Source organism: Alteromonas gilva, from assembly GCF_028595265.1.
GTDB classification, from domain to species: domain Bacteria; phylum Pseudomonadota; class Gammaproteobacteria; order Enterobacterales; family Alteromonadaceae; genus Alteromonas; species Alteromonas gilva.
The window spans coordinates 673,230-691,782 of record NZ_JAQQXP010000001.1 but is presented as its reverse complement, the minus strand read 5'-3'; the positions used below and the strand labels follow the sequence as shown (position 1 = coordinate 691,782).

Here is an 18,553-nt window from a genome sequence, read left to right as displayed (position 1 = left end):
AGAAGGCAACCGCGAGGGTTGCCTTGTTTTTTACTCGTAGCTAAACAGGTCACCGCCATGCATGTCGATCATGTCGAAGGCTTTACCTCCGCCACGCGCCACACATGTCAGAGGATCATCGGCAATCACTACCGGAATGCCGGTTTCTTCCATTAATAAGCGATCTAAGTCTTTAAGCAGTGCGCCACCACCGGTTAACACCATGCCACGTTCAGATATATCTGACGCCAGCTCAGGAGGTGACTGCTCCAGCGCTACCATAACCGCCGAAACAATGCCGGTCAGCGGTTCTTGCAACGCTTCGAGGATCTCATTGGAGTTGAGTATGAAACCACGGGGGACACCTTCAGCGAGGTTGCGACCACGCACTTCTATCTCGCGAACTTCTTCGCCAGGGTAGGCAGCGCCGATTTCATGTTTGATGCGTTCTGCCGTTGCTTCACCAATTAATGAGCCAAAATTACGGCGGATGTAATTGATAATCGCTTCGTCAAATTTATCCCCACCAATACGAACAGATGAAGAATACACCACACCATTGAGGGAAATAATAGCGACTTCCGTTGTACCACCACCAATATCGACCACCATCGAACCGGTTGCCTCTGATACTGGCAAACCAGCGCCGATAGCCGCTGCCATAGGCTCGTCGATGAGGTACACTTCACGTGCACCAGCGCCCAGCGCCGACTCTTTGATAGCACGACGCTCAACCTGGGTTGAACCACAGGGAACGCATACCAGCACGCGCGGACTCGGGCGTAAAAAGTTATTATCGTGCACCTGCTTGATAAAATGCTGCAGCATTTTTTCGGTCACGTAAAAGTCAGCAATCACGCCGTCTTTCATAGGCCGGATTGCACGGATGTTGCCGGGCGTTCGGCCCAGCATTCGTTTGGCCTCTGCGCCCACAGCGGCAACACTTTTGGGACCAGCCGCGCGTTCCTGACGAATGGCAACAACGGAAGGTTCATTCAGCACAATTCCCTGATCCTTCACATAGATCAGCGTATTAGCTGTTCCGAGGTCAATGGACAGATCGTTAGAGAACATGCCTCGAAGTTTTTTAAACATGCGGTGATATTTCCTGTAAAAAGCATCGGTCACTGCGCCTTGAAGTGCGGATTTTTGGCGGCTGGACATGAGTTAACAACAATCTGCACACTTTAACAATGGGGGCAATTTTGAGCAAGTAAACTCCCAAGCTAATACAAAAAAAACCACAGCATGGCGCCTGTTTCCACTCAACACCGTTATACGCGGCCTGAGCGAGCTCAATAAACATACAATTATCAAGGGATTATTGTTGTATGACTCGTTTGAATAGCACCGGCAACGCAACAGTCTCGTAAAGAAAAGTCTCGTAAAAAAAATCGTGTTGTCTAATCGCCGCCTGACTGTATTACCCTGCCGGTATAGATACTGTAATCAAAGTAGGGCCCGGTACTGACACGATAGCGACAGCGCGTATTGAGCGGTTCTGATTCATTGTTGTCATTGGCGTAGTAATCGGCCAGCACTCTGAAACCATCAACCCGGGTAGGAATATTTAATAGCTGCTCCCACAACTGCAGACAACTTGCCGAGCTGGGCTCAACCTTAGGCCAGCCAAAATGTGCCATCCGTACGGGTCTGCGCCCTACCTCACGTCCATTTTCATCGTAGTGTACCAACATGATCATTTCCGGGCGGCCCTGCGCCTGCCACTGCCAATGAGCGTTGGTTGCACTCGACGTAAATTGGCGTGCGTAGTTGTGCATCATTTCGGCTTCGATATCAGGTTCTTTCTCGTACACATAAATAATACCGCCTGTCATCAGTGCGGCAAACACAACGATAACGGAGAGATTGATCATTATCCGCGATAAACTGCTATCGTTAGGATTTCTCGATTTCACTATTACTGCCCCTTGCTAGTGCTCATCCTATCTGACATTGTTGTAAAGGTCGTCCAAAAGCACGGGTCTGATTTACCGGCAACCCGAGCACACCGATAGCGCCATCGACAAGTCACCGGCCCGATACACGCTGTTAACGCCCGGCGGGTTAAACATATCGTTTATAGCTGGCAATAACAAAGTTATTCCAGACAGCAGGCCTCGCCCCCAACACTCCGATGAGTGTGTTATTGCAACATGCTCTGCCTTATAGTAATTATTATATACTATTTTATGGTTACCACGTCGCCTATAGCCCACCGGGCATCGACTGACCTGCCACTATTTACTTCGCCGGCGTCTGTTATATTTTGTATTATGACAATAAGCGGCCGACCCCTGAGCGTATTTTGGATTTCACCACACAACAATTTAGCACCCATACAAGCGTCAGGCGTATGAGCAGCGGCGAACAATATTCGCCTGCGGATGATACGCTTAGCCGTGCCCGCCTGTTGGCTCAGCAGCTGTGTAACACTTACAATGCGCTGCCGTTAGATGATCACCAACGCCGCTTCTTAACGCTACAGCAGTTAATGCCAGCAACAAAGCGCTGTCAGATTGAACCGGGATTGCGCATTGAATACGGCTTCAACTGTGTTATAGGTAAAGGCACTTTTATCAACTACAACGCAACAATTATCGATGCCTGCCCGGTCGTGCTGGGCAATCAGGTGTTAATCGGCCCGAATACCGTCATTTCCACTGTCGTCGGGCGTCATACTATTGATACCCCGGCCGCATCAGAAACTGCCCGGCCGGTAAAGGTAGGGCATCGTGTTTGGCTGGCTGCTAACGTCACCCTGTGCGCGGGCGTTACCATTGGTGATAATGCAGTGATAGGCGCCGGCAGCGTGGTCACTCAGGATGTACCGGCCAATGCACTGTGCTTTGGTAATCCTGCACGCCAGATCCGTAAGATTGCACAAAATACTCAATAAAAACACCCAAGCTGCCGATAGCGACTACACAGCAATAATTTCCCGATAGGTAACAATACAGAATGGCTTTTTATCGTTGGTGTCGACTGATTTCAATGCACGTGATACTGGCTTCGTGCATGCTGGTAGCCTGTGGCGGCGGGTTAAGTTCTGAAGATCGGGATGAAACTTTTGCGGTTAATGCCGGACGGGACCGCAGTGCCACTGAGCAATCCGAGGTGACCCTTACCGCGCAGGTTTCGTACCCCTCGGGGGATGTCACTTACAGCTGGTCTGCATCACCGGCAATGCTTATTACCCCCAGCGATACCACTGCATCGAGCGCTACATTAACCACGCCGGTCGCCACAGAGGATACCGACTATGTGATATCAGTTAACGTAACCGATAGCGCCGGGCAAACCGCATCCGATAGTTTTACCCTCACCGTCACACCTGAAAACGTGCCTCCTACGGCGGTGATTGCAGCGTCTCAGTGGCCAGAATTAGCCGTTGGCACTTACCCGGCAGGTGTTGCGATTACGCTGGATGGCAGCAATAGTTTTGATGAAGACGCCAGCACAACACCGGCCATTGTCACCTGGCAGTGGCAGCAAACCAACGGCGACGATGCCATTATCAGCAACGATACCAGTACACCCTCACTGGTTATTACAACGCCCATTGCTGACGACAGACAAACGCTAACATTTTCGCTCACCGTCACAGATGCGGAAGGCGCCACTAACACAGTGAGCCAGTCTTACACCGTATTGTCGGCATCAGAAACCACGCCCACGGTGAGCGCCGGTTCCGATCAGGCCGTATTCAGCGGCGAGCGCATTGCACTGCGCGGTGCAGCAACCAGTTCGGTCCCGGCCGCTTATCCCATTGATACACTGTGGACCTTCACCGGCAATGCAGAGCCTGTCATCGCGTCTGTTACCGCCGCCGATACCTATGCGGTTGCTCCTCAGGTAGACACAGAAACCACATTGCAACTGTATTTGAACGCCCAGGATAGCTTTGGTAATGAGATTACCGACAGTCTTACCGTTGTGGTGAGGCCATTTCCGGTGCGGGTAATTAATGATACCGGCATGACACTACAGGCAACCAATACCACACTGGCTTCGGCTCATCAGAACGCCTGGCCGGGCCAGGATGGTCAGCGCGGCGCTGATGTTCTGGCACAAAGCGCTGTGCTGGCAAAAGCGGGTCGTGGCGAAGCAGGCTTTGACTTTACCAAACTTAACAGCAATGGCGACGAAGAAGACGATGAAGCCGCCCAATTCAGCTGTGTCCGCGACAATGTGACTGGCCTGGTCTGGGAAGTAAAAACCAACGATGGCGGCTTACGGGATCTGGATCATCGCTACAGCTGGTATGCCGAAGAGAACAACGGTGGTGCCGCTGGCAATATAAACGGTCCTGACACGGTTTGCTCCATCACTTCGTGTAATACTGCTGATTATATTTCGGCCGTTAACGCCGCTGGCTTATGTGGGTTTTACGACTGGCGTTTGCCGACGCACCAGGAGCTGCTGTCGATAGTCCACTTTGGCCGCGCCGCGTTGCCACGGGTTGATAGTCGCTACTTCCCCAATACCGGTTCCGCTACGGCAACGACCTTATGGTACTGGACTTCCCAGCCTGGCGCTGATGGCGTGAGTAATGATGCCGCGCAAAATACCTGGGCAATCGATTTTATCTCGGGTGTCGATAACTTTTTGAATAAGTCTGACCCGGTCGCCATTCGGCTGGTCAGAGCAGGACGTTAGCATGAAACTAAAATTAGGCTTTTTATTTGCGCTATTGGTATCCGGCTCTGCACTCGCTCAGGAGTGTTTAAGCGGTGCCGTAGCAACCACACCAGGTGACGCCTTCGTTGAAACCGATAACGATGCCACCATCCTGCACTCGACCACCAACCTGATTTGGCAACGCTGCGCTGTAGGGCAAACCTGGGACGGTGATACCTGTACCGGCGAGGCACAACCGATGACCTGGCAGCAAGCACTTACTTACGCACAACAATACGACAGTGAAAGGCTTGAGGGATGGCGCGTGCCCAACGTAAAAGAGTTGTCTTCGCTCACTGAGCGCAATTGCGTGCGACCGGCAATCAATAGCGCGGTTTTTCCGGCCACGCCGGAAGACAGCTTTTGGACATCCACGCCCAGTTACAGCGATCCGCTGCGCGCCTGGACCGTGGCTTTTTTCAATGCCAGTCACTCCATAAAAGAAAAACAGCTGTCGGTGTATTTACGCCTGGTAAAAACCAATCTGCCGGACTAGCATCCGGCACTGGTTAAAATTTTGCGCTCGCCAATTGATATCGCCGGGCCGTTGATTTAATTTAACGTTAAATGATACCGACGACAGGCTCAGAAGTATCAGGACGGAATAGGGATCAACGGAGATGAGCAGGGAGAATTGTTGTGCAAAACATTAAGGCGATTTATGTGTACTTTTTGTCGGGCGTACTGTTTTTAGTCTGCGCCGGGACATTTTATTTTACCGAAGATCGCAACCTGACACCGGCATTTGCCAGTATCGGATGCTCTATTATTACTATCAGTCTGGTGTTATACAGCCGTTATCAAAAACGTAAAAAACATCAGTCATGATACAGCCCTCAACAGCATTAAATGGCGCAGAGAGTAGCTTTTAATAAGATTGAGAGCTACCACTCACACCGAGGTTAAGTCCGGCAACATCATATTTGTCTCCCCGGGCACTTTTTCGAGCTGCCAATGGGCGATTGCCCAAGCCCAGAGTTCGTTGAGTGGCGCGCCTCTGAGCGTATCGGGTGGGCTATGATTGAGCACTGTTAATGCCTGAAACAGCACAGCAGGTGCAGGTGCAGCATCGATGGGCGGCGCGTTGGAAGATTTACTTAGCTTGCGCTGCCCGGCATCCAGTACAATGGGTAAATGTGCGTATTGTGGATGAGTCAGGTGCAGGCTATTTTGCAAAAATACCTGCTGACCGGTGAGCGGATGCAGATCGCCGCCCCTTACAATATGCGTAATGCCCAGATCGTGATCGTCTACCACCACTGCTAAGTGATAACTAAAAATACCATCAGCACGTTTAATGATGAAATCACCCAGGGTAGCCTGTAAATCAATGGCTGATTCTCCTTTCAGCTCATCGTTAAATACGACAGATTGATTTGCGGTTTGATTAGCACCTTGATTTGTAATGACCCGCAGGCTTCGGTTCGCGCCGGGGGCAACCGCCCGGCTGCGACAATAGCCGTCATAAACCGGGCCATATTCGCCGACGGGGCAACGTGCGGTGATGACTTTACGGGAACACTCACACCAGTAAGCCTGGTGTTGATTAAGCAGCACATCGGCGAAGTGACGGTAGCGTTCGGTATGCTGGCTTTGATAGCTGACCTGGCCATCCCATTCAAAGCCAAAACGCTCAAGGGTGGTTAAAATGGCCTGCGCAGAGCCTTTTACTTCACGCGCGGTGTCCAGATCGTCAATGCGCACAAACCATTGACCGTGATTTTTTCTGGCATCCAGATAGCTGGCAGCGGCGGTAACAAACGAGCCAAAATGCAGGTCGCCCGATGGGGTCGGCGCAAACCTGCCTTTGTATGTATTACCTTGCGCTGCTGCCATGCTGCCCTACGTAACCGGAATGTGAAAAGCTAAGCGTTACAGAACCTTAGCAATCCGCTTCAGTACTTCGTCTTTACCAATAAGCTGGCAAACTTCATGCAGGCTCGGGCTGTTATTGCGACCGGTAATCACAATACGCAGAATCAGCGAGGCCTCTTTCATTGTGCCATGAAAACGCTCAGGCGCTTGCTTGTATTCTTTGTTGTTCATGGCAAAGCCCGCCTCTTTAGCGATAGCCTTGAGGTTTTCAAACCAATCCTCATTTAGCTCTGCGTGGGTGTAGCCCTCTTTGTAAAGCGACAGGAAATTGCTCACGACCTCAGCAGGCACACCATCAAAACGGGCATCCTCGGCCGACTCGCAATATGCAAACACTTCATTAAAGAAGAATCCGTATAGCGCGGTAAAGTCAGACCATTTGGTAAGATCTTTACGGGTACGGCCGTTATTAAATCGATCAGCGTCAATAAAGCTGGGAATGGCGTCCCAATGTTTGCTCATCAACGATTCAAGTTCGCTATCAAACTGTTTAGCCCAGGCATACACCTGCTCGCGGATATCAACAGCGCTCATGGTTGCCACGATATTGGCCGACACGTCGTTTAGTTTTACCAGGTCAACCAGTGCACCTGACACCTGGCAATCTTCCAGCAAAATAGGCAGTGACAGGCTTTCTTCGACTGTCGTATTAGCCAGCTTAGAGTTAGCAAGGCCTCTCAGATAGCTAAGCACCGCAGTTGTGGGATAGCCCTGTTGCATGTAAAACTCAACCGAGGCTTCCGGATCTTTTCGCTTCGATAATTTACGGCGTGATTTGCCATCCATTTTCATCAATGGTGCAATGTGCGCATAGGGAATTGGCTCAAACCCGAGGGCGTCAAACAATTGCAGGTGCAAAGGTACCGAGGCTAACCATTCTTCACCGCGAATAACCAGGTTGACCCGCATAAGGTGATCATCTACCGCATGGGCCAGGTGATAAGTCGGTAAACGCTCAGCATTCGCCGACGACTTTAGAATTACCACATCATTGATGTTATTTTTAACTTTGGTTTTGCCGCGAATTTTATCTTCAAATACAAACGGACCCGGCTCACCCTCGCAGCGAAAACGAATAACATACTCCTCGCCATTGGCGATTCTGCGTTCAGCTTCTGCAGGGTCCAGTGACCGACAGGTAGCCCAACGCCCGTAATAGCCGGTGTCGACTTTTTCGCGACGTTGTTCATCACTCTTTTCTTGTAGATCGTGTTCGCTACAAAAACAGGGGTACGCTCTTTCTTTTTGTAGCAGTTGCTTAACAAAGGAAAGGTACAAATCCTGACGGGATGACTGTTTATACGGGCCATAGTGACCATTGCTGTCATCTTCGGTTGGGGCAATATCAAAGTAGGCAAAGGCTTCGTCGAAATGCTCCTGAACCCCGGCCACTTCACGCTTTTTATCGGTATCTTCAATGCGAACAAAATACGCACCGTCAGACTGCAATGCGATGTTTTTTGAAATCATCGCAGTGTAAACACCACCGATATGCAAAAAACCAGTAGGGCTAGGACCAAACCGGGTTACCAACGCACCAGCAGGAAGCTCCCTCGGTGGGTATTTTTTTTCCAGCTCGGCGCCGCTGGGAATGGTATCCGGAATCATCAGGGAAATAGCATTATCTGAGTACATGGATTGCGTTATGTCCGTAGTGTGTTTGCTTGCCCGGCAAGCGAAGAAAAAAGTAATGCTGGATTATATCTGTATATAGGTTGAGATTAAACAGCCAGCGCTCCTGATGAGCGAATTACCCGGCCCTAACATCGCGCGCAGCACCTTACAGCGACCGTTTAAATTGCTATCCATCTCGTTTTGTCACCACACAACGGGCAGCCGGACGCGGTCCTGTTTTTAGTTCACAATGAAACGCTCTATGGCGTTAAATTTTGTTTCGGGATATCCAACAATGGCTTCCCAATTGCGCCTTGCTACAGGTATGATGCCCTCCTCTACCCGGCAAGGATGAGCGCGTAATGATATAAGCCGGTTTTAAGCACATCGGGAGCAGTGCCAATAAAATCGGGAATAACGCAGGAATAATGTTTAACGCTGGCGCGATGCCAATTGCTAAAAGACATTAACTTTTCTTTTTTATATTCACATTTCAAAAAGGGCCGTATTGCCGAGTAATGAAGTATCTCCCGACATTAATTAACAGCACATTGTTACCGGTCATTGCACTTTCCATTGGCTTTACCATTATCTCCTTATTCCAGGCTGAAACGCTGTTTTGGTTACAAGATAAAAGCTGGCTGCCTTACCCTTTGCTTGGCATTGCAGCCCTCATCGCCTCGCAATTTAATCAAAGCCGGTATTTTTACGCCTGTTTGCTTTGGCTGCTATTATTTACCAGCATTGATGCCCCGTCATTATTGCCCCAGCCATTTTCACCAAACACGTTAATATTAATGCTTACAGGCGTAACCAGCGTACTGATATGGCACACAGACAAAAGTCTCAGACTCTCTAACCTTATCCTTACCAGCATGTTGATTGCTGGTATCGCGGCGCTGATTGCCTGGGTGCTCAACTCAGCCGTGTTAACCGCCAACCCCGTTTATCAACGCAGTAGTCACGAATACGCGGTATTATTGCCCTGGTTGGCGCAACACTTTTCTTTACCCGAAGCCTGCCTCTACGCGCTGTTTTTTGCTTCAGCAATGGTTAAAACTTTTGTTAGCCCGCGGCTCAGCCACTCGTTGCTGGCAGTATCCATGGTCTGTCTGGTGATAATAAGCCAGCGTTTTTCATTGCCGTTACTGGCATTTGCAGCAAACCTCTTTGCCATCATGACGGTCACGGTGGTGCTCTTAAACAGCCATAAAATGGCCTTCAAAGATGAACTAACCGGCATTGCGTCGCGCCGGGCGTTAATGCATTTCACACAGTCGCTATTTAATAACTACTCCATTGTCATGGCAGACGTGGATCATTTTAAATCCTTTAACGACAAGTACGGGCATGATGTGGGCGACCAGGTGTTGAGAATGGTGGCACAGCAACTCAATCGGGTCAGTCAGGGTGGCAAGGCATTTCGTTATGGCGGCGAGGAATTCACCTTAGTTTTTCCCGGCAAGAACCCCGAACAGGTGATTGAAACCGTTGATGCGTTACGGGAAAGTATCGCGCAATACGCAATGGTAATTCGCCAGCCCGACCGCCCCAAACGAAAACCCAAAGCAGGGCAGCAACCCAAACAAGCAACCAGCAGCAAAACGGTTCACGTCACAATGAGTTTTGGTGTTGCTTTCAAAAATAAGCAAGTCAGTTTTGAAAGCGCATTAAAGCAGGCCGACGGCGCACTTTACAAAGCGAAAAAAGCCGGCAGAAATACAGTTAAAATTGCATGACACCGATAATATTGAATTACCAGGACAGCGCTACATATCTTGTTCTGCTTAGCTCACAACATGCAGGCTTTTTTAAATGAGGTAACAGCCTTCTTGAAATAGAGTCCAGATTGAATGGCGCGTTTCAGCCCCAGAGTTTGTGAACAACACCTGTAACGCTATCCAAAGTCGCTAAAGACGGTTTGTTTCAAGACCAATGCAGAAAAGGTAGTCTCTGTTTTATTAAAGCATTCGCGTAATAAAAAGCCCTGTAATAACAGGGCTTTAATTTAAATTTCGTTACAAACAAAAAGTTGGCGGACTAGAACGGTTTCATTTACCTTGCCACTTACAAAATAATACAATTACCATATAAAACAATAATTTAAACATTAAAGATGATAAGAATGTAAAATTTTTTGTTAAGGCTCAGCTCATAACAATGCAATTCTTTACACATTTAGTCGTGTAGGCATTGTCTCATCAGATCTTCATTACCAAAGCTGAAACAGAGCTCTTAACAGATCAATACAAGCTAGTTATCCTTGTTGCTCTACCTTTTCGGTGACTCGACCGGTAACTACAACTCTTTCTCTAGTTTCTTCATCTTCAGAGTTTTTTATGACAGCAGCCATTAGCTTCACAGCCTTCGCCATCAGAAAATCAGTCTTTTCGCTGTTATCGAATTCACCTTTTTCGTTCATAAGAATCTTTCTCATGCGACCTTGCCTCCAATTTCCCTAAACTGTCTCATAGAGTGTAAGTAAAGCTCTAGCTCAACTCTGTCAGCTATCTCATCAAGAATTTTCTCACATGCCCTGCACTCATCCTCATCGTAAGGAGAACATAAGTTCTGCGCATAGACAGCAATAGTAAAAATATAAACAAATTCTAGACCATTTATTTTAATCCGCACTGGTTTACAAAAAATTGAGCCAAGACCCGTTTTTGATGACCTGTCTGATTCAAGAAAAACTTTTTCTTTCTGCCCTTTCCTGATATCGGGGATGAAGATGCTATCACCGCTACTATAACAATGAGCAGCAGTAGACTCACCTTCCATCAGAACCTTAGCTTTAGTGTGCTGCTTCTGCATGTCACACTTAAGCTCATACCACCACTTCCCGATAGACGGATCACCCTGAATGATTGTGATGCCTACATTCTTTGAGTCTACACCTAAACCTGTCGTAAGAAACTTTTTCGTACCATCCAAAACATGCTCCAGCTGATCTTTTGGATGAGTAATCGCTTTAAACAAATCGCCATTTGGCTTCAAATGCTTCGCCTTATTGAAAAACCTATCACGTTTCTTTTTAACAAGTGTATTGAAAAAATCTAACATTGACTCTAATAAAACGGTATATCTTTTGTTTACCTCACTTCTTGAAGTTTCAGCTATGGCTTTGAGAAACAAGGTTAGGACGGTGAATGCTGCTAACGTTGAGAAAATGAGTTCGTGCGTTTCCTTATTTTCACTGATCCAGCCCCAATCATCTCCCCATATATCGAGGATGCCGTAGTAAAGACCGACTAAGGGCGGGATAACAATCCCTAGTGCTGGATGCCCAATTAGCTTGATAACGCGGTTATTTACAAAAACCAGATATAAAATCTTTTTCAACCGTTCTTCCCTGTATTGTTAATTTTTCTTCGAAAAGCGGGCATCAATAAATTTCAGCCAAATCGTTTAACATCATTCCCGATTCGATCACTGATTGCAATATATCGAAATAATAATACCGCTATGAGGAAACAATCCTTCCGATCGTCATCCTTGATACACCAAATTTCTTACTCAATAGGTTTTTACTCATGCCATAGCCATTGTTGAATAGCTTCTTGATTTCAGATTTTGTTTTCTCATCTAGCTTACTGGGCCTGCCAAACCTGACGCCTTCTGACTTAGCTCGCTCTCTTCCTTCTGATGTTCTCGACACTATTAAATCTCGCTCAAGCTGCGAAAACGTGCCAATCAAACTTAGTTGTGCTTTCGCAAAGGGCGATTCATTTGATGTATCAATCGCTCCGTCGAGGGTCTTCAATGAGGCGTTTTCACTATGTATTGCGTCGATAGTCTTCAAAATTGATTTTAAAGAGCGACCCAACCTATCCAGCTTTGTTACTAAAACAATGTCACCATCTCTTATGTAATTGACGAGCTCTGAAAGCTTAGCCTCGTTCTCTCTGGATGCCCCGGACTGCTTGCCATGAAAAATTTTGGAGCACCCTGCTTCTTTGAGTGCTTTCAACTGATAAGAGAGATCTTGCTCCCTAGTGCTAACACGCGCAAAGCCTATTAAAGCCATTTTAAGTTCCCTCTTCAGTTCTCATGGTCTTAAGATCATTCGCAAGGCTTGGTTCATGTTGTACTAATATACGAGGTAACTTTCGGTGATTAAATGAATGCTGTGGGCCAAGCTCTATCTTTTCTATCGATCCAGAACTGTCTTCATATAGCCATGGCATAATCTGTTCTTCAAACCATTGTGTTTCGCCGTTCATAAAGAACACATCATAATTATCTGTATCGGCAAAAATGGTCTGATTGAGTGGCCCAAACTCGTTGTGCAACTTGATTAGATACCGAAAGTCTGTACCACGCTCAATAACAAAGAAACTTGATGAGTCAGGATCCAATGCATCATTGATCAGCTCGTCCGTCATCTCTATCGTGCTCATCTTTTCCTCTTTAACTAGGTCAGCTTCGTTGCGCTGTTCAAATCTATTAACTTATGAACATAGCTTGCCATACATGAACAAAATATTGAATTTTAATTATTGAACATTGTTCACAATGTCAGACAATATTTTGAACACAAAGGCCATTGATAGCGAAATGTATAGATGCTCTGCTCCCGTTTCGAATTGACGTCCGTATCATTTTGAGACACACTCAGTCTACTATTTGGAATGGGTGGGTTATGATGAGTTGGCAAGACTTGAACTTTGCTCAAAAGCAAAGACTTGCATATATCGACTTCAAACTTCTTTTTATCGGACATGTTACGAGGTCCGAAGTCGTCAATTACTTCGGACAAGGTTTATCGTCTGCTTCACGCGATATTACTTTGTACAAAGAGCTATGCCCGCAAAACATGGAGTATGACTCGCGCGATAAAAGATATTATCAAACGCCTGAGTTTACCCCGTTGGTCGAGCACGATGCGAAGAAGACCCTCGCCAAGTTGGCAAATCACATATCAGATGGGCTTGATGCGATAGGTGATATCGATTTCCCGGTAGAAGCACCCAGCCAGCTCAATATACCGGATATCTTTATTGTTGCCCGTTTGGTACAAGCAACAGTCAATAAAAAGGCCGTCAGTGTTATTTATACCTCGCTCAGTAGCGGGTCGGGTGCACGGGAAATCATACCCCATAGTATCGTTGATAACGGATTGCGATGGCACGTTCGAGCGTTCGACCGAAAATCTTCAAGCTTTCGAGATTTTGTTATCACACGTATCTCAAAGGTTACTCTTATCGATGCAGAGGTTAATCGAGGTGAGGATAAGCTAGACGATCATCAGTGGATGCGAATGATGCCGCTGCGATTGGTGCCTCATCCAGAAAATATTAAGCACCCGACGGCCATTGAGCTGGATTATTCGATGAATGACGGCATGTTAGAACTCAACGTTAGAGCCGCTATGGCAGGATATCTGCTACGCCGTTGGAATGTCGACTGCACGGCAAATGCCTCGTTGCAAGGCTCAGAATACCAACTTTGGCTGAAGAACAGACAAACACTCTACGGTGCTGAAAATTTAGCAATCGCACCGGGATATGAACCCGATAATGAGAATAAATAAATGAATGCTCAGGCCAAAATTAAAAACCATAAAGCCTATTTAGGTGACCTTATCGGTGGCAGCCTGATGCTACGCGAATCACAGACAATTGCGGAGCTCTTATTAACATCACCGTCGGCAGATGATTGGCATGATGCCATTGTAAATCGAAACGTTTTACAAAAACGCTCTGATGCATCGGCCAAGCGCAATGCGGCCACAATCAAAAAGAGATTGGAGGGGCTGAGCAACGCCTACTTGGAGAAGCTAGCATTTGGTGGTACTGAACTCGCTACCCAATTGATGTTTGCGGCAACGCTTATTAATTCGCCCATGCTGGCGGATTTCATGCGTAATGTCGTCATCGATGCAAAACGCGTCTTTCGTGAATACATCGATCAGAAAGACTGGGAAAGTTTTTGGGATGACAGTGTTCGCATTTATCCCGAACTAGGCTCGATGTCAGAAACTTCGACATACAAGATAGCTCAGGTTGCGTTTAAGTTATTGGCGGACGCGGGTTATATCGACTCCACTCGAACCAAAAAGCTACAAAACATCTTCTTATTACCTGAAGTACGGTCGCTACTTGCACAAATGGAAAGAGAAGATGTCATTGCGGCAATGGAGGCCTAATCAGATGTCGTCGTATAAGCAATTAAAGACATTACGCGAGCGACTAGACCAAATTCTGCAAAAAATTGAAAGTGCAGAGTTTTTGGAAAACAAAGGTCTGGGAAATGAAATTGGTTTCTACATATTCGACTATCCAGCGGATGCAGAATTGGAAGTTCGTGAACATCTCAGCTTTATTACCGGAAAGCTTAAGAACCGTGGACGGAAGTTCGCAAGCATCAATTTGTTTGAAGTGATTATTGATATTTTAGATAGTCGAAATCTGACAGAGCGTGCATTCAAGTTACAGCAAGATAGAGGTGATGATGCGCTTTTTAATGCACTCAAAGGCCCGCTGGAGCAAAACAGAGTAGCTGAGTTTATCGCTGAGAAAGCCAATCTTGAGAAAAGCGAATTTATCCTGCTGCATGGCCTAGGAAGCGCATGGCCCATCGTTCGCGGCCACGGTTTACTCAATGCACTTCACGCCAAAGTTGGCAGCGTACCCACCGTATTGTTCTATCCGGGCGAATACGATGGGGCGAGGTTAAAACCTTTCGGGACAATTGACTCAAATAACTATTACAGAGCATTTAAGTTAGTGCCATAAACGGATTTAGGGGAAATTCATGCAGATTAAACAACTATTTACCAAAGATATTGAGCGCAAAATTAATGGTGTTGTAAAAGCGGACCAAACGGAAAATGATATCGTGTTCACCGAATTGGATGAATATGTCATTACCAAAGAATTGGCCCAACACTTTGAGAAATTCTTTGATGCCTACATGCCTTCAGTTAGAGATCCGAAAGCCAAGGCGGCATCTGGAAAACTAGGTATTTGGGTAAGTGGCTTCTTCGGTTCAGGTAAATCCCATTTCATCAAGATCCTCTCTTACCTGTTAAAGAATATTCGGGCTAATAACGGCGCAATTGACCGGACTGCTATCGAGTTTTTCAAAAATAAAGGCCTCGATGGTTTCCTACTGGGTGAAATTGATACTGCTATCAATAAAGACAACACCGTCATTCTGTTCAACATTGATAGCCGCGCCAACACGGACGATGGTGACAACGCTATTTTAAAGGTATTCCTAAAGGTCTTTAACGAAGAAATGGGCTTCAGTGGCGATCATCCGCACATTGCCCACCTAGAGAGAGAGCTCGCCAGCAAAGGGGTATTTGAGAAGTTTAAAGTCGTATTCAATGAGCTTACTTCCGTCGATTGGGTTGCAGAGCGAGACGCTTATGATTTCTATCGCGATGATCTAGCCGAAGCGTTGGCAAAGGTGACTGAGCAGTCTGCGGAATCTGCAAGGCAGTGGGTAGATAATCTAGAAAGAAACTTCTCCCTCGATGTGGCCAACTTCTGTAAATGGGTGAAGGAATATCTGGATCAGGATATCAATCGCCGCGTATTGTTCTTCGTAGATGAAGTAGGTCAGTTCATCGGCAACAACACCCAAATGATGCTGAAGCTGCAAACTATTACCGAAAATTTGGGTACTATCTGTGAAGGTAGAGCATGGGTAGTAGTAACGTCTCAGGAAGATATTGATGCTGTTATCGGCCAGATGTCCGGCTCCAAAGGCCATGACTTTTCAAAAATCCAAGGGCGTTTTGAGCGACTGTCATTATCCAGCTCGAATACCAGTGAGGTAATTGAGAAGCGCTTGCTGGAAAAAGACAATACTGCACGTGATGCACTGCAATCGCTGTACGACCAGAAAGGCGATATTCTGCGCAACCAGCTTGCGTTTGATGCAACGACCACAGCGGAACTGGCTAACTATAAAGACGCCACTAGTTTTGTGCATGCGTATCCATTTGTGCCATATCACTACATTTTGGTGCAGAAAATTTTCGAGGCGATTCGCAAAGCCGGGGCGACAGGTTTGCACTTAAGCCGAGGCGAGCGTTCATTATTAGATGCGTTCCAAAGCGCGGCCCAGCAAATCAGCAACGAAGAGATTGGTGCATTAATCCCACTTTATCGCTTTTATCCGGCCATTGAGAGCTTCCTAGACACAGCGGTTAAGCGCGATATCGACAATGCTTCTGACAAAGACTCCATTTCCGGTTTTGCCGTAAACATACTTAAAACTCTTTTCCTCATTCGCTACGTGGATGTGATCAAGTCCACCTTAGACAACTTAGTTACGCTTTGCGTCAGTAAGGTTGATGAAGACAGGCTTGATCTGCGCCGTCAAATAGAACAGGCACTAAATGTGCTGGAGCAAAACTTGCTGATTGCCCGACAGGGTGATGAATACATTTTCCTAACCAATGAAGAAAAAGAAATTGAGAAGGAAATCCAGCATACCGAGATTGAGGTCTCAGATGAGACCGCAGAGCTTAGCAACATCATTTTTGAAGAAGTACTGCGCCGCAAAAACCAGTATACCTACCCCGAAAACAACCAACTGTTCCCGGTTAGCCGTTTTTGTAATGGTATTCCAAGAGATGGTGCGGTTGAAAACGACTTGGTTGTTAAGGTGATTTCACCGATAGATGCTAACTATGCAGAGTACATTCACACAGTGTGTATGAATAACTCGGCTGAAGGTAATGGTGCGATCCTGATCAAGTTAGAAGATGACAAACAACTTTTCGATGAACTAAGAACCTTCATAAAGACCCGTAAGTTTCTGCGCATGACAGGGGGTAACCGCCCTGAACAAGAACAGTTGCTTCGCGACAAAGCTTCTGAAAACCACTCTCGTCACAAACGTCTAATTACGGCGTTTGAAGAGTTGGTCAAAGATGCGCATTACTACGCGCTTGGCTCTCAGCTTAATCCAAAAGGCAATTCGGTCTCAGTGATATTGGATGATGCTTATCGCTACGTGATTGAGAATACGTTCAGCAAGCTCAAACTTGTGCGACGTTTTCCCGGAGACATACGCCGTGAAATACAGCAAACATTGGTCGCTGATGACGCCAGTCAAATCGGTCTGGATCTGAAAGACGATGAAGTTAATCCAGAAGCCACATTAGAAGTCGAGAAATACATCACATTGGCGGATGATACCGGGCGTGTGACCACCGCAGACGATGTGGTGAAGCGCTTTTCAAAACGTCCGTTTGGCTGGAACGATGAAGAAATTCTGTTGATCATGGCGCGATTAGCTCTTGCTAACAAAATCTGTTTCCACATGCGCCAACAGGAAGTACCACTCAAGAGTGTGTACGATAACCTGATTCAGGTGCGTAAGCGTGCTGAACTGCGTGTACGTAAAATAAAGCAACAGTCGGAAGCAAACTTAAAACGAGCAGCCAAGTTGTATCGTGATGTGTTTTCGGTAAACGCACCTGAGACTGAAAAAGAGCTGTTTAACGCCGCGCAAGACAAGTTGCGTACAATGAAATCCAAGCTTGATGGCTTTGCGCAAAAGGCGTCTACGGGCCAGTACCCCGGCAAGGATGAAATTGAGCATGGTCGCGTGCTTTTAGCTGGGTTAATTGAAACCCAATCCAGCTTCCAATTTATCGACCAGTTCTTGGACGCCAGCAACGATTTGCTCGATTTCGAAGAAGACTTTGAAGATCTGGAAAACTTCTACGAAACCCAATTCAACACGTGGCAGCGGTTAGCCGCTGCATTAACGATTGAATTTGAGCGTAATCGCAAAGCACTTGAGGGTGATGAGCAAGCTGCCAAAGCGCTAAAAGAACTTCAGGCAATTTACGACAATGTTCGTCCTTATCGATACATTCGCAATATAGAACCATTGATTGAGCAAGTGGATAAGGTCAACTCGCAGTTACTTGATAAAAAACGCCAACATGCCAAAGAGCGCATCGAGCATCGTATTAGTCTGGTACAAGAGCAAATCAAACAGGCACAGGCACCAGATGAACTAAGTAACCGAGTACTGATGCCATTACAAAGCGCTATTAAGCGTTTAGAGAAGCTGCAAGCCATCGCAGACATTTTGCAAGAACAAAGCGAATCTCAGGCACTAGAAGAAGATGCCTACATTGTCATCAACGAATTCATCGAACAACAGGAAGCGGAGCGACAAAAACAACAGAAGCTCTATCCAAGCCCCGATGGAGACAGACTGGGGGATGGTAAAAATGCCGCCAAGGTCGCAGAAAAGCCTGTAACACCTCTTCCCAAGAAAATGGTCACCGTGGATACAGCATCCATTGTTCGCAAAGTAAGCCAATCGGGTGTACTTGAGACTGAGCAAGATATCGATGCTTATTTGACTGCACTAAAAACCGAACTCACGTCCTTGGTAAGCAACAACAACAAAGTGCGTATTAAATAAG

18 protein-coding genes are annotated in these 18,553 nt (G+C 46.8%); 9 read left to right on the top strand and 9 right to left on the bottom strand.

Annotation, left to right across the window (positions count from 1 at the left end; all coding sequences use genetic code 11):
• Positions 1 to 30: 30 nt before the first annotated feature.
• Together OIK42_RS03075 and OIK42_RS03070 are read right to left on the bottom strand one after the other, a co-directional pair.
• Positions 31 to 1,074, bottom strand: a complete 1,044-nt coding sequence (locus tag OIK42_RS03075) for a rod shape-determining protein (RefSeq protein ID WP_073316955.1) — start codon at positions 1,072 to 1,074, stop codon at positions 31 to 33.
• A 308-nt stretch (positions 1,075 to 1,382) separates the two neighbouring features.
• Entirely contained in the window at positions 1,383 to 1,898 is a 516-nt protein-coding gene (locus tag OIK42_RS03070) for a hypothetical protein (protein WP_273638290.1), read from the bottom strand.
• Between the two features lie 437 nt (positions 1,899 to 2,335).
• Here OIK42_RS03070 and OIK42_RS03065 point away from each other — a divergent pair, with 437 nt between their 5' ends.
• The 4 genes from OIK42_RS03065 (at position 2,336) to OIK42_RS03050 (ending at position 5,487) form a co-directional block, all read left to right on the top strand.
• Positions 2,336 to 2,878 (top strand): sugar O-acetyltransferase, encoded by a 543-nt coding sequence (locus OIK42_RS03065; protein ID WP_273638288.1) that lies wholly within the window; start codon positions 2,336 to 2,338, stop codon positions 2,876 to 2,878.
• Between the two features lie 62 nt (positions 2,879 to 2,940).
• Positions 2,941 to 4,638 (top strand): Lcl C-terminal domain-containing protein, encoded by a 1,698-nt coding sequence (locus OIK42_RS03060; protein WP_273638287.1) that lies wholly within the window; start codon positions 2,941 to 2,943, stop codon positions 4,636 to 4,638.
• Between the two features lies 1 nt (position 4,639).
• Complete coding sequence (locus tag OIK42_RS03055) at positions 4,640 to 5,155, top strand: Lcl C-terminal domain-containing protein (protein ID WP_273638285.1); 516 nt, start codon at positions 4,640 to 4,642, stop codon at positions 5,153 to 5,155.
• A gap of 143 nt (positions 5,156 to 5,298) precedes the next feature.
• Positions 5,299 to 5,487 carry a hypothetical protein gene (locus OIK42_RS03050; protein WP_273638283.1) on the top strand — a complete coding sequence of 63 codons (189 nt, stop codon included), beginning with the start codon at positions 5,299 to 5,301 and terminating at the stop codon, positions 5,485 to 5,487.
• Between the two features lie 63 nt (positions 5,488 to 5,550).
• Here OIK42_RS03050 and gluQRS read toward each other — a convergent pair whose 3' ends face one another.
• From gluQRS to OIK42_RS03035, 3 genes are all read right to left on the bottom strand, one after another.
• The gene (gluQRS, locus tag OIK42_RS03045) at positions 5,551 to 6,495 is read right to left on the bottom strand and encodes a tRNA glutamyl-Q(34) synthetase GluQRS (RefSeq protein WP_273638281.1); all 945 of its coding nucleotides are present in this window, start codon (positions 6,493 to 6,495) and stop codon (positions 5,551 to 5,553) included.
• Between the two features lie 36 nt (positions 6,496 to 6,531).
• A complete protein-coding gene (locus OIK42_RS03040) occupies positions 6,532 to 8,169 on the bottom strand; it encodes a glutamate--tRNA ligase (RefSeq protein ID WP_273638279.1) in 1,638 nt (545 codons plus the stop codon).
• A 317-nt stretch (positions 8,170 to 8,486) separates the two neighbouring features.
• Positions 8,487 to 8,615: a hypothetical protein gene (locus OIK42_RS03035; protein WP_273638277.1), complete on the bottom strand. Its 129-nt coding sequence runs from the start codon at positions 8,613 to 8,615 to the stop codon at positions 8,487 to 8,489.
• A 51-nt stretch (positions 8,616 to 8,666) separates the two neighbouring features.
• On the opposite strand from OIK42_RS03035, the gene OIK42_RS03030 reads away from it, so the two are divergent.
• Positions 8,667 to 9,887, top strand: a complete 1,221-nt coding sequence (locus tag OIK42_RS03030; RefSeq protein ID WP_273638275.1) for a GGDEF domain-containing protein — start codon at positions 8,667 to 8,669, stop codon at positions 9,885 to 9,887.
• Positions 9,888 to 10,405: 518 nt separating this feature from the next.
• Here OIK42_RS03030 and OIK42_RS03025 read toward each other — a convergent pair.
• The 4 genes from OIK42_RS03025 to OIK42_RS03010 form a co-directional block, all read right to left on the bottom strand.
• Complete coding sequence (locus OIK42_RS03025; protein ID WP_273638273.1) at positions 10,406 to 10,585, bottom strand: hypothetical protein; 180 nt, start codon at positions 10,583 to 10,585, stop codon at positions 10,406 to 10,408.
• Positions 10,582 to 11,490, bottom strand: a complete 909-nt coding sequence (locus tag OIK42_RS03020) for a hypothetical protein (protein WP_273638271.1) — start codon at positions 11,488 to 11,490, stop codon at positions 10,582 to 10,584. The genes OIK42_RS03025 and OIK42_RS03020 overlap by 4 nt, the downstream gene beginning before the upstream one ends.
• A 121-nt stretch (positions 11,491 to 11,611) precedes the next feature.
• On the bottom strand, positions 11,612 to 12,175 hold the full coding sequence (locus tag OIK42_RS03015; RefSeq protein ID WP_273638269.1) for a recombinase family protein: 564 nt from the start codon (positions 12,173 to 12,175) through the stop codon (positions 11,612 to 11,614).
• Between the two features lies 1 nt (position 12,176).
• Positions 12,177 to 12,548 (bottom strand): hypothetical protein, encoded by a 372-nt coding sequence (locus tag OIK42_RS03010; RefSeq protein ID WP_273638267.1) that lies wholly within the window; start codon positions 12,546 to 12,548, stop codon positions 12,177 to 12,179.
• A 242-nt stretch (positions 12,549 to 12,790) separates the two neighbouring features.
• Between OIK42_RS03010 and OIK42_RS03005 the strand changes: the two genes are divergently transcribed.
• From OIK42_RS03005 to brxC, 4 genes are read left to right on the top strand one after another with little or no spacing between them, the layout of a single operon-like run.
• On the top strand, positions 12,791 to 13,681 hold the full coding sequence (locus tag OIK42_RS03005; RefSeq protein ID WP_273638265.1) for a WYL domain-containing protein: 891 nt from the start codon (positions 12,791 to 12,793) through the stop codon (positions 13,679 to 13,681).
• The gene (locus tag OIK42_RS03000; RefSeq protein ID WP_273638262.1) at positions 13,682 to 14,296 is read left to right on the top strand and encodes a DUF1819 family protein; all 615 of its coding nucleotides are present in this window, start codon (positions 13,682 to 13,684) and stop codon (positions 14,294 to 14,296) included.
• A 4-nt stretch (positions 14,297 to 14,300) separates the two neighbouring features.
• Positions 14,301 to 14,885, top strand: a complete 585-nt coding sequence (locus OIK42_RS02995; protein ID WP_273638260.1) for a DUF1788 domain-containing protein — start codon at positions 14,301 to 14,303, stop codon at positions 14,883 to 14,885.
• 19 nt (positions 14,886 to 14,904) lie between these two features.
• Positions 14,905 to 18,552 carry a BREX system P-loop protein BrxC gene (brxC, locus tag OIK42_RS02990; RefSeq protein ID WP_273638258.1) on the top strand — a complete coding sequence of 1,216 codons (3,648 nt, stop codon included), beginning with the start codon at positions 14,905 to 14,907 and terminating at the stop codon, positions 18,550 to 18,552.
• The last annotated feature ends 1 nt before the right edge of the window (position 18,553 follow it).

Bases quoted from the DNA above. Each gene is read 5' to 3' on its own strand.
- OIK42_RS03060 (WP_273638287.1), top strand. From the start codon at position 2,941: ATGGCTTTTTATCGTTGGTGTCGACTGATTTCAATGCACGTGATACTG.
- OIK42_RS03015 (WP_273638269.1), bottom strand. From the start codon at position 12,175: ATGGCTTTAATAGGCTTTGCGCGTGTTAGCACTAGGGAGCAAGATCTC.
- OIK42_RS03035 (WP_273638277.1), bottom strand. From the start codon at position 8,615: ATGTCTTTTAGCAATTGGCATCGCGCCAGCGTTAAACATTATTCCTGC.
- OIK42_RS03000 (WP_273638262.1), top strand. From the start codon at position 13,682: ATGAATGCTCAGGCCAAAATTAAAAACCATAAAGCCTATTTAGGTGAC.
- OIK42_RS03030 (WP_273638275.1), top strand. From the start codon at position 8,667: ATGAAGTATCTCCCGACATTAATTAACAGCACATTGTTACCGGTCATT.
- OIK42_RS03055 (WP_273638285.1), top strand. From the start codon at position 4,640: ATGAAACTAAAATTAGGCTTTTTATTTGCGCTATTGGTATCCGGCTCT.
- gluQRS (WP_273638281.1), bottom strand. From the start codon at position 6,495: ATGGCAGCAGCGCAAGGTAATACATACAAAGGCAGGTTTGCGCCGACC.
- OIK42_RS03065 (WP_273638288.1), top strand. From the start codon at position 2,336: ATGAGCAGCGGCGAACAATATTCGCCTGCGGATGATACGCTTAGCCGT.
- OIK42_RS03075 (WP_073316955.1), bottom strand. From the start codon at position 1,074: ATGTTTAAAAAACTTCGAGGCATGTTCTCTAACGATCTGTCCATTGAC.
- OIK42_RS03010 (WP_273638267.1), bottom strand. From the start codon at position 12,548: ATGAGCACGATAGAGATGACGGACGAGCTGATCAATGATGCATTGGAT.
- OIK42_RS03040 (WP_273638279.1), bottom strand. From the start codon at position 8,169: ATGTACTCAGATAATGCTATTTCCCTGATGATTCCGGATACCATTCCC.
- OIK42_RS02995 (WP_273638260.1), top strand. From the start codon at position 14,301: ATGTCGTCGTATAAGCAATTAAAGACATTACGCGAGCGACTAGACCAA.
- OIK42_RS03025 (WP_273638273.1), bottom strand. From the start codon at position 10,585: ATGAGAAAGATTCTTATGAACGAAAAAGGTGAATTCGATAACAGCGAA.
- brxC (WP_273638258.1), top strand. From the start codon at position 14,905: ATGCAGATTAAACAACTATTTACCAAAGATATTGAGCGCAAAATTAAT.
- OIK42_RS03005 (WP_273638265.1), top strand. From the start codon at position 12,791: ATGATGAGTTGGCAAGACTTGAACTTTGCTCAAAAGCAAAGACTTGCA.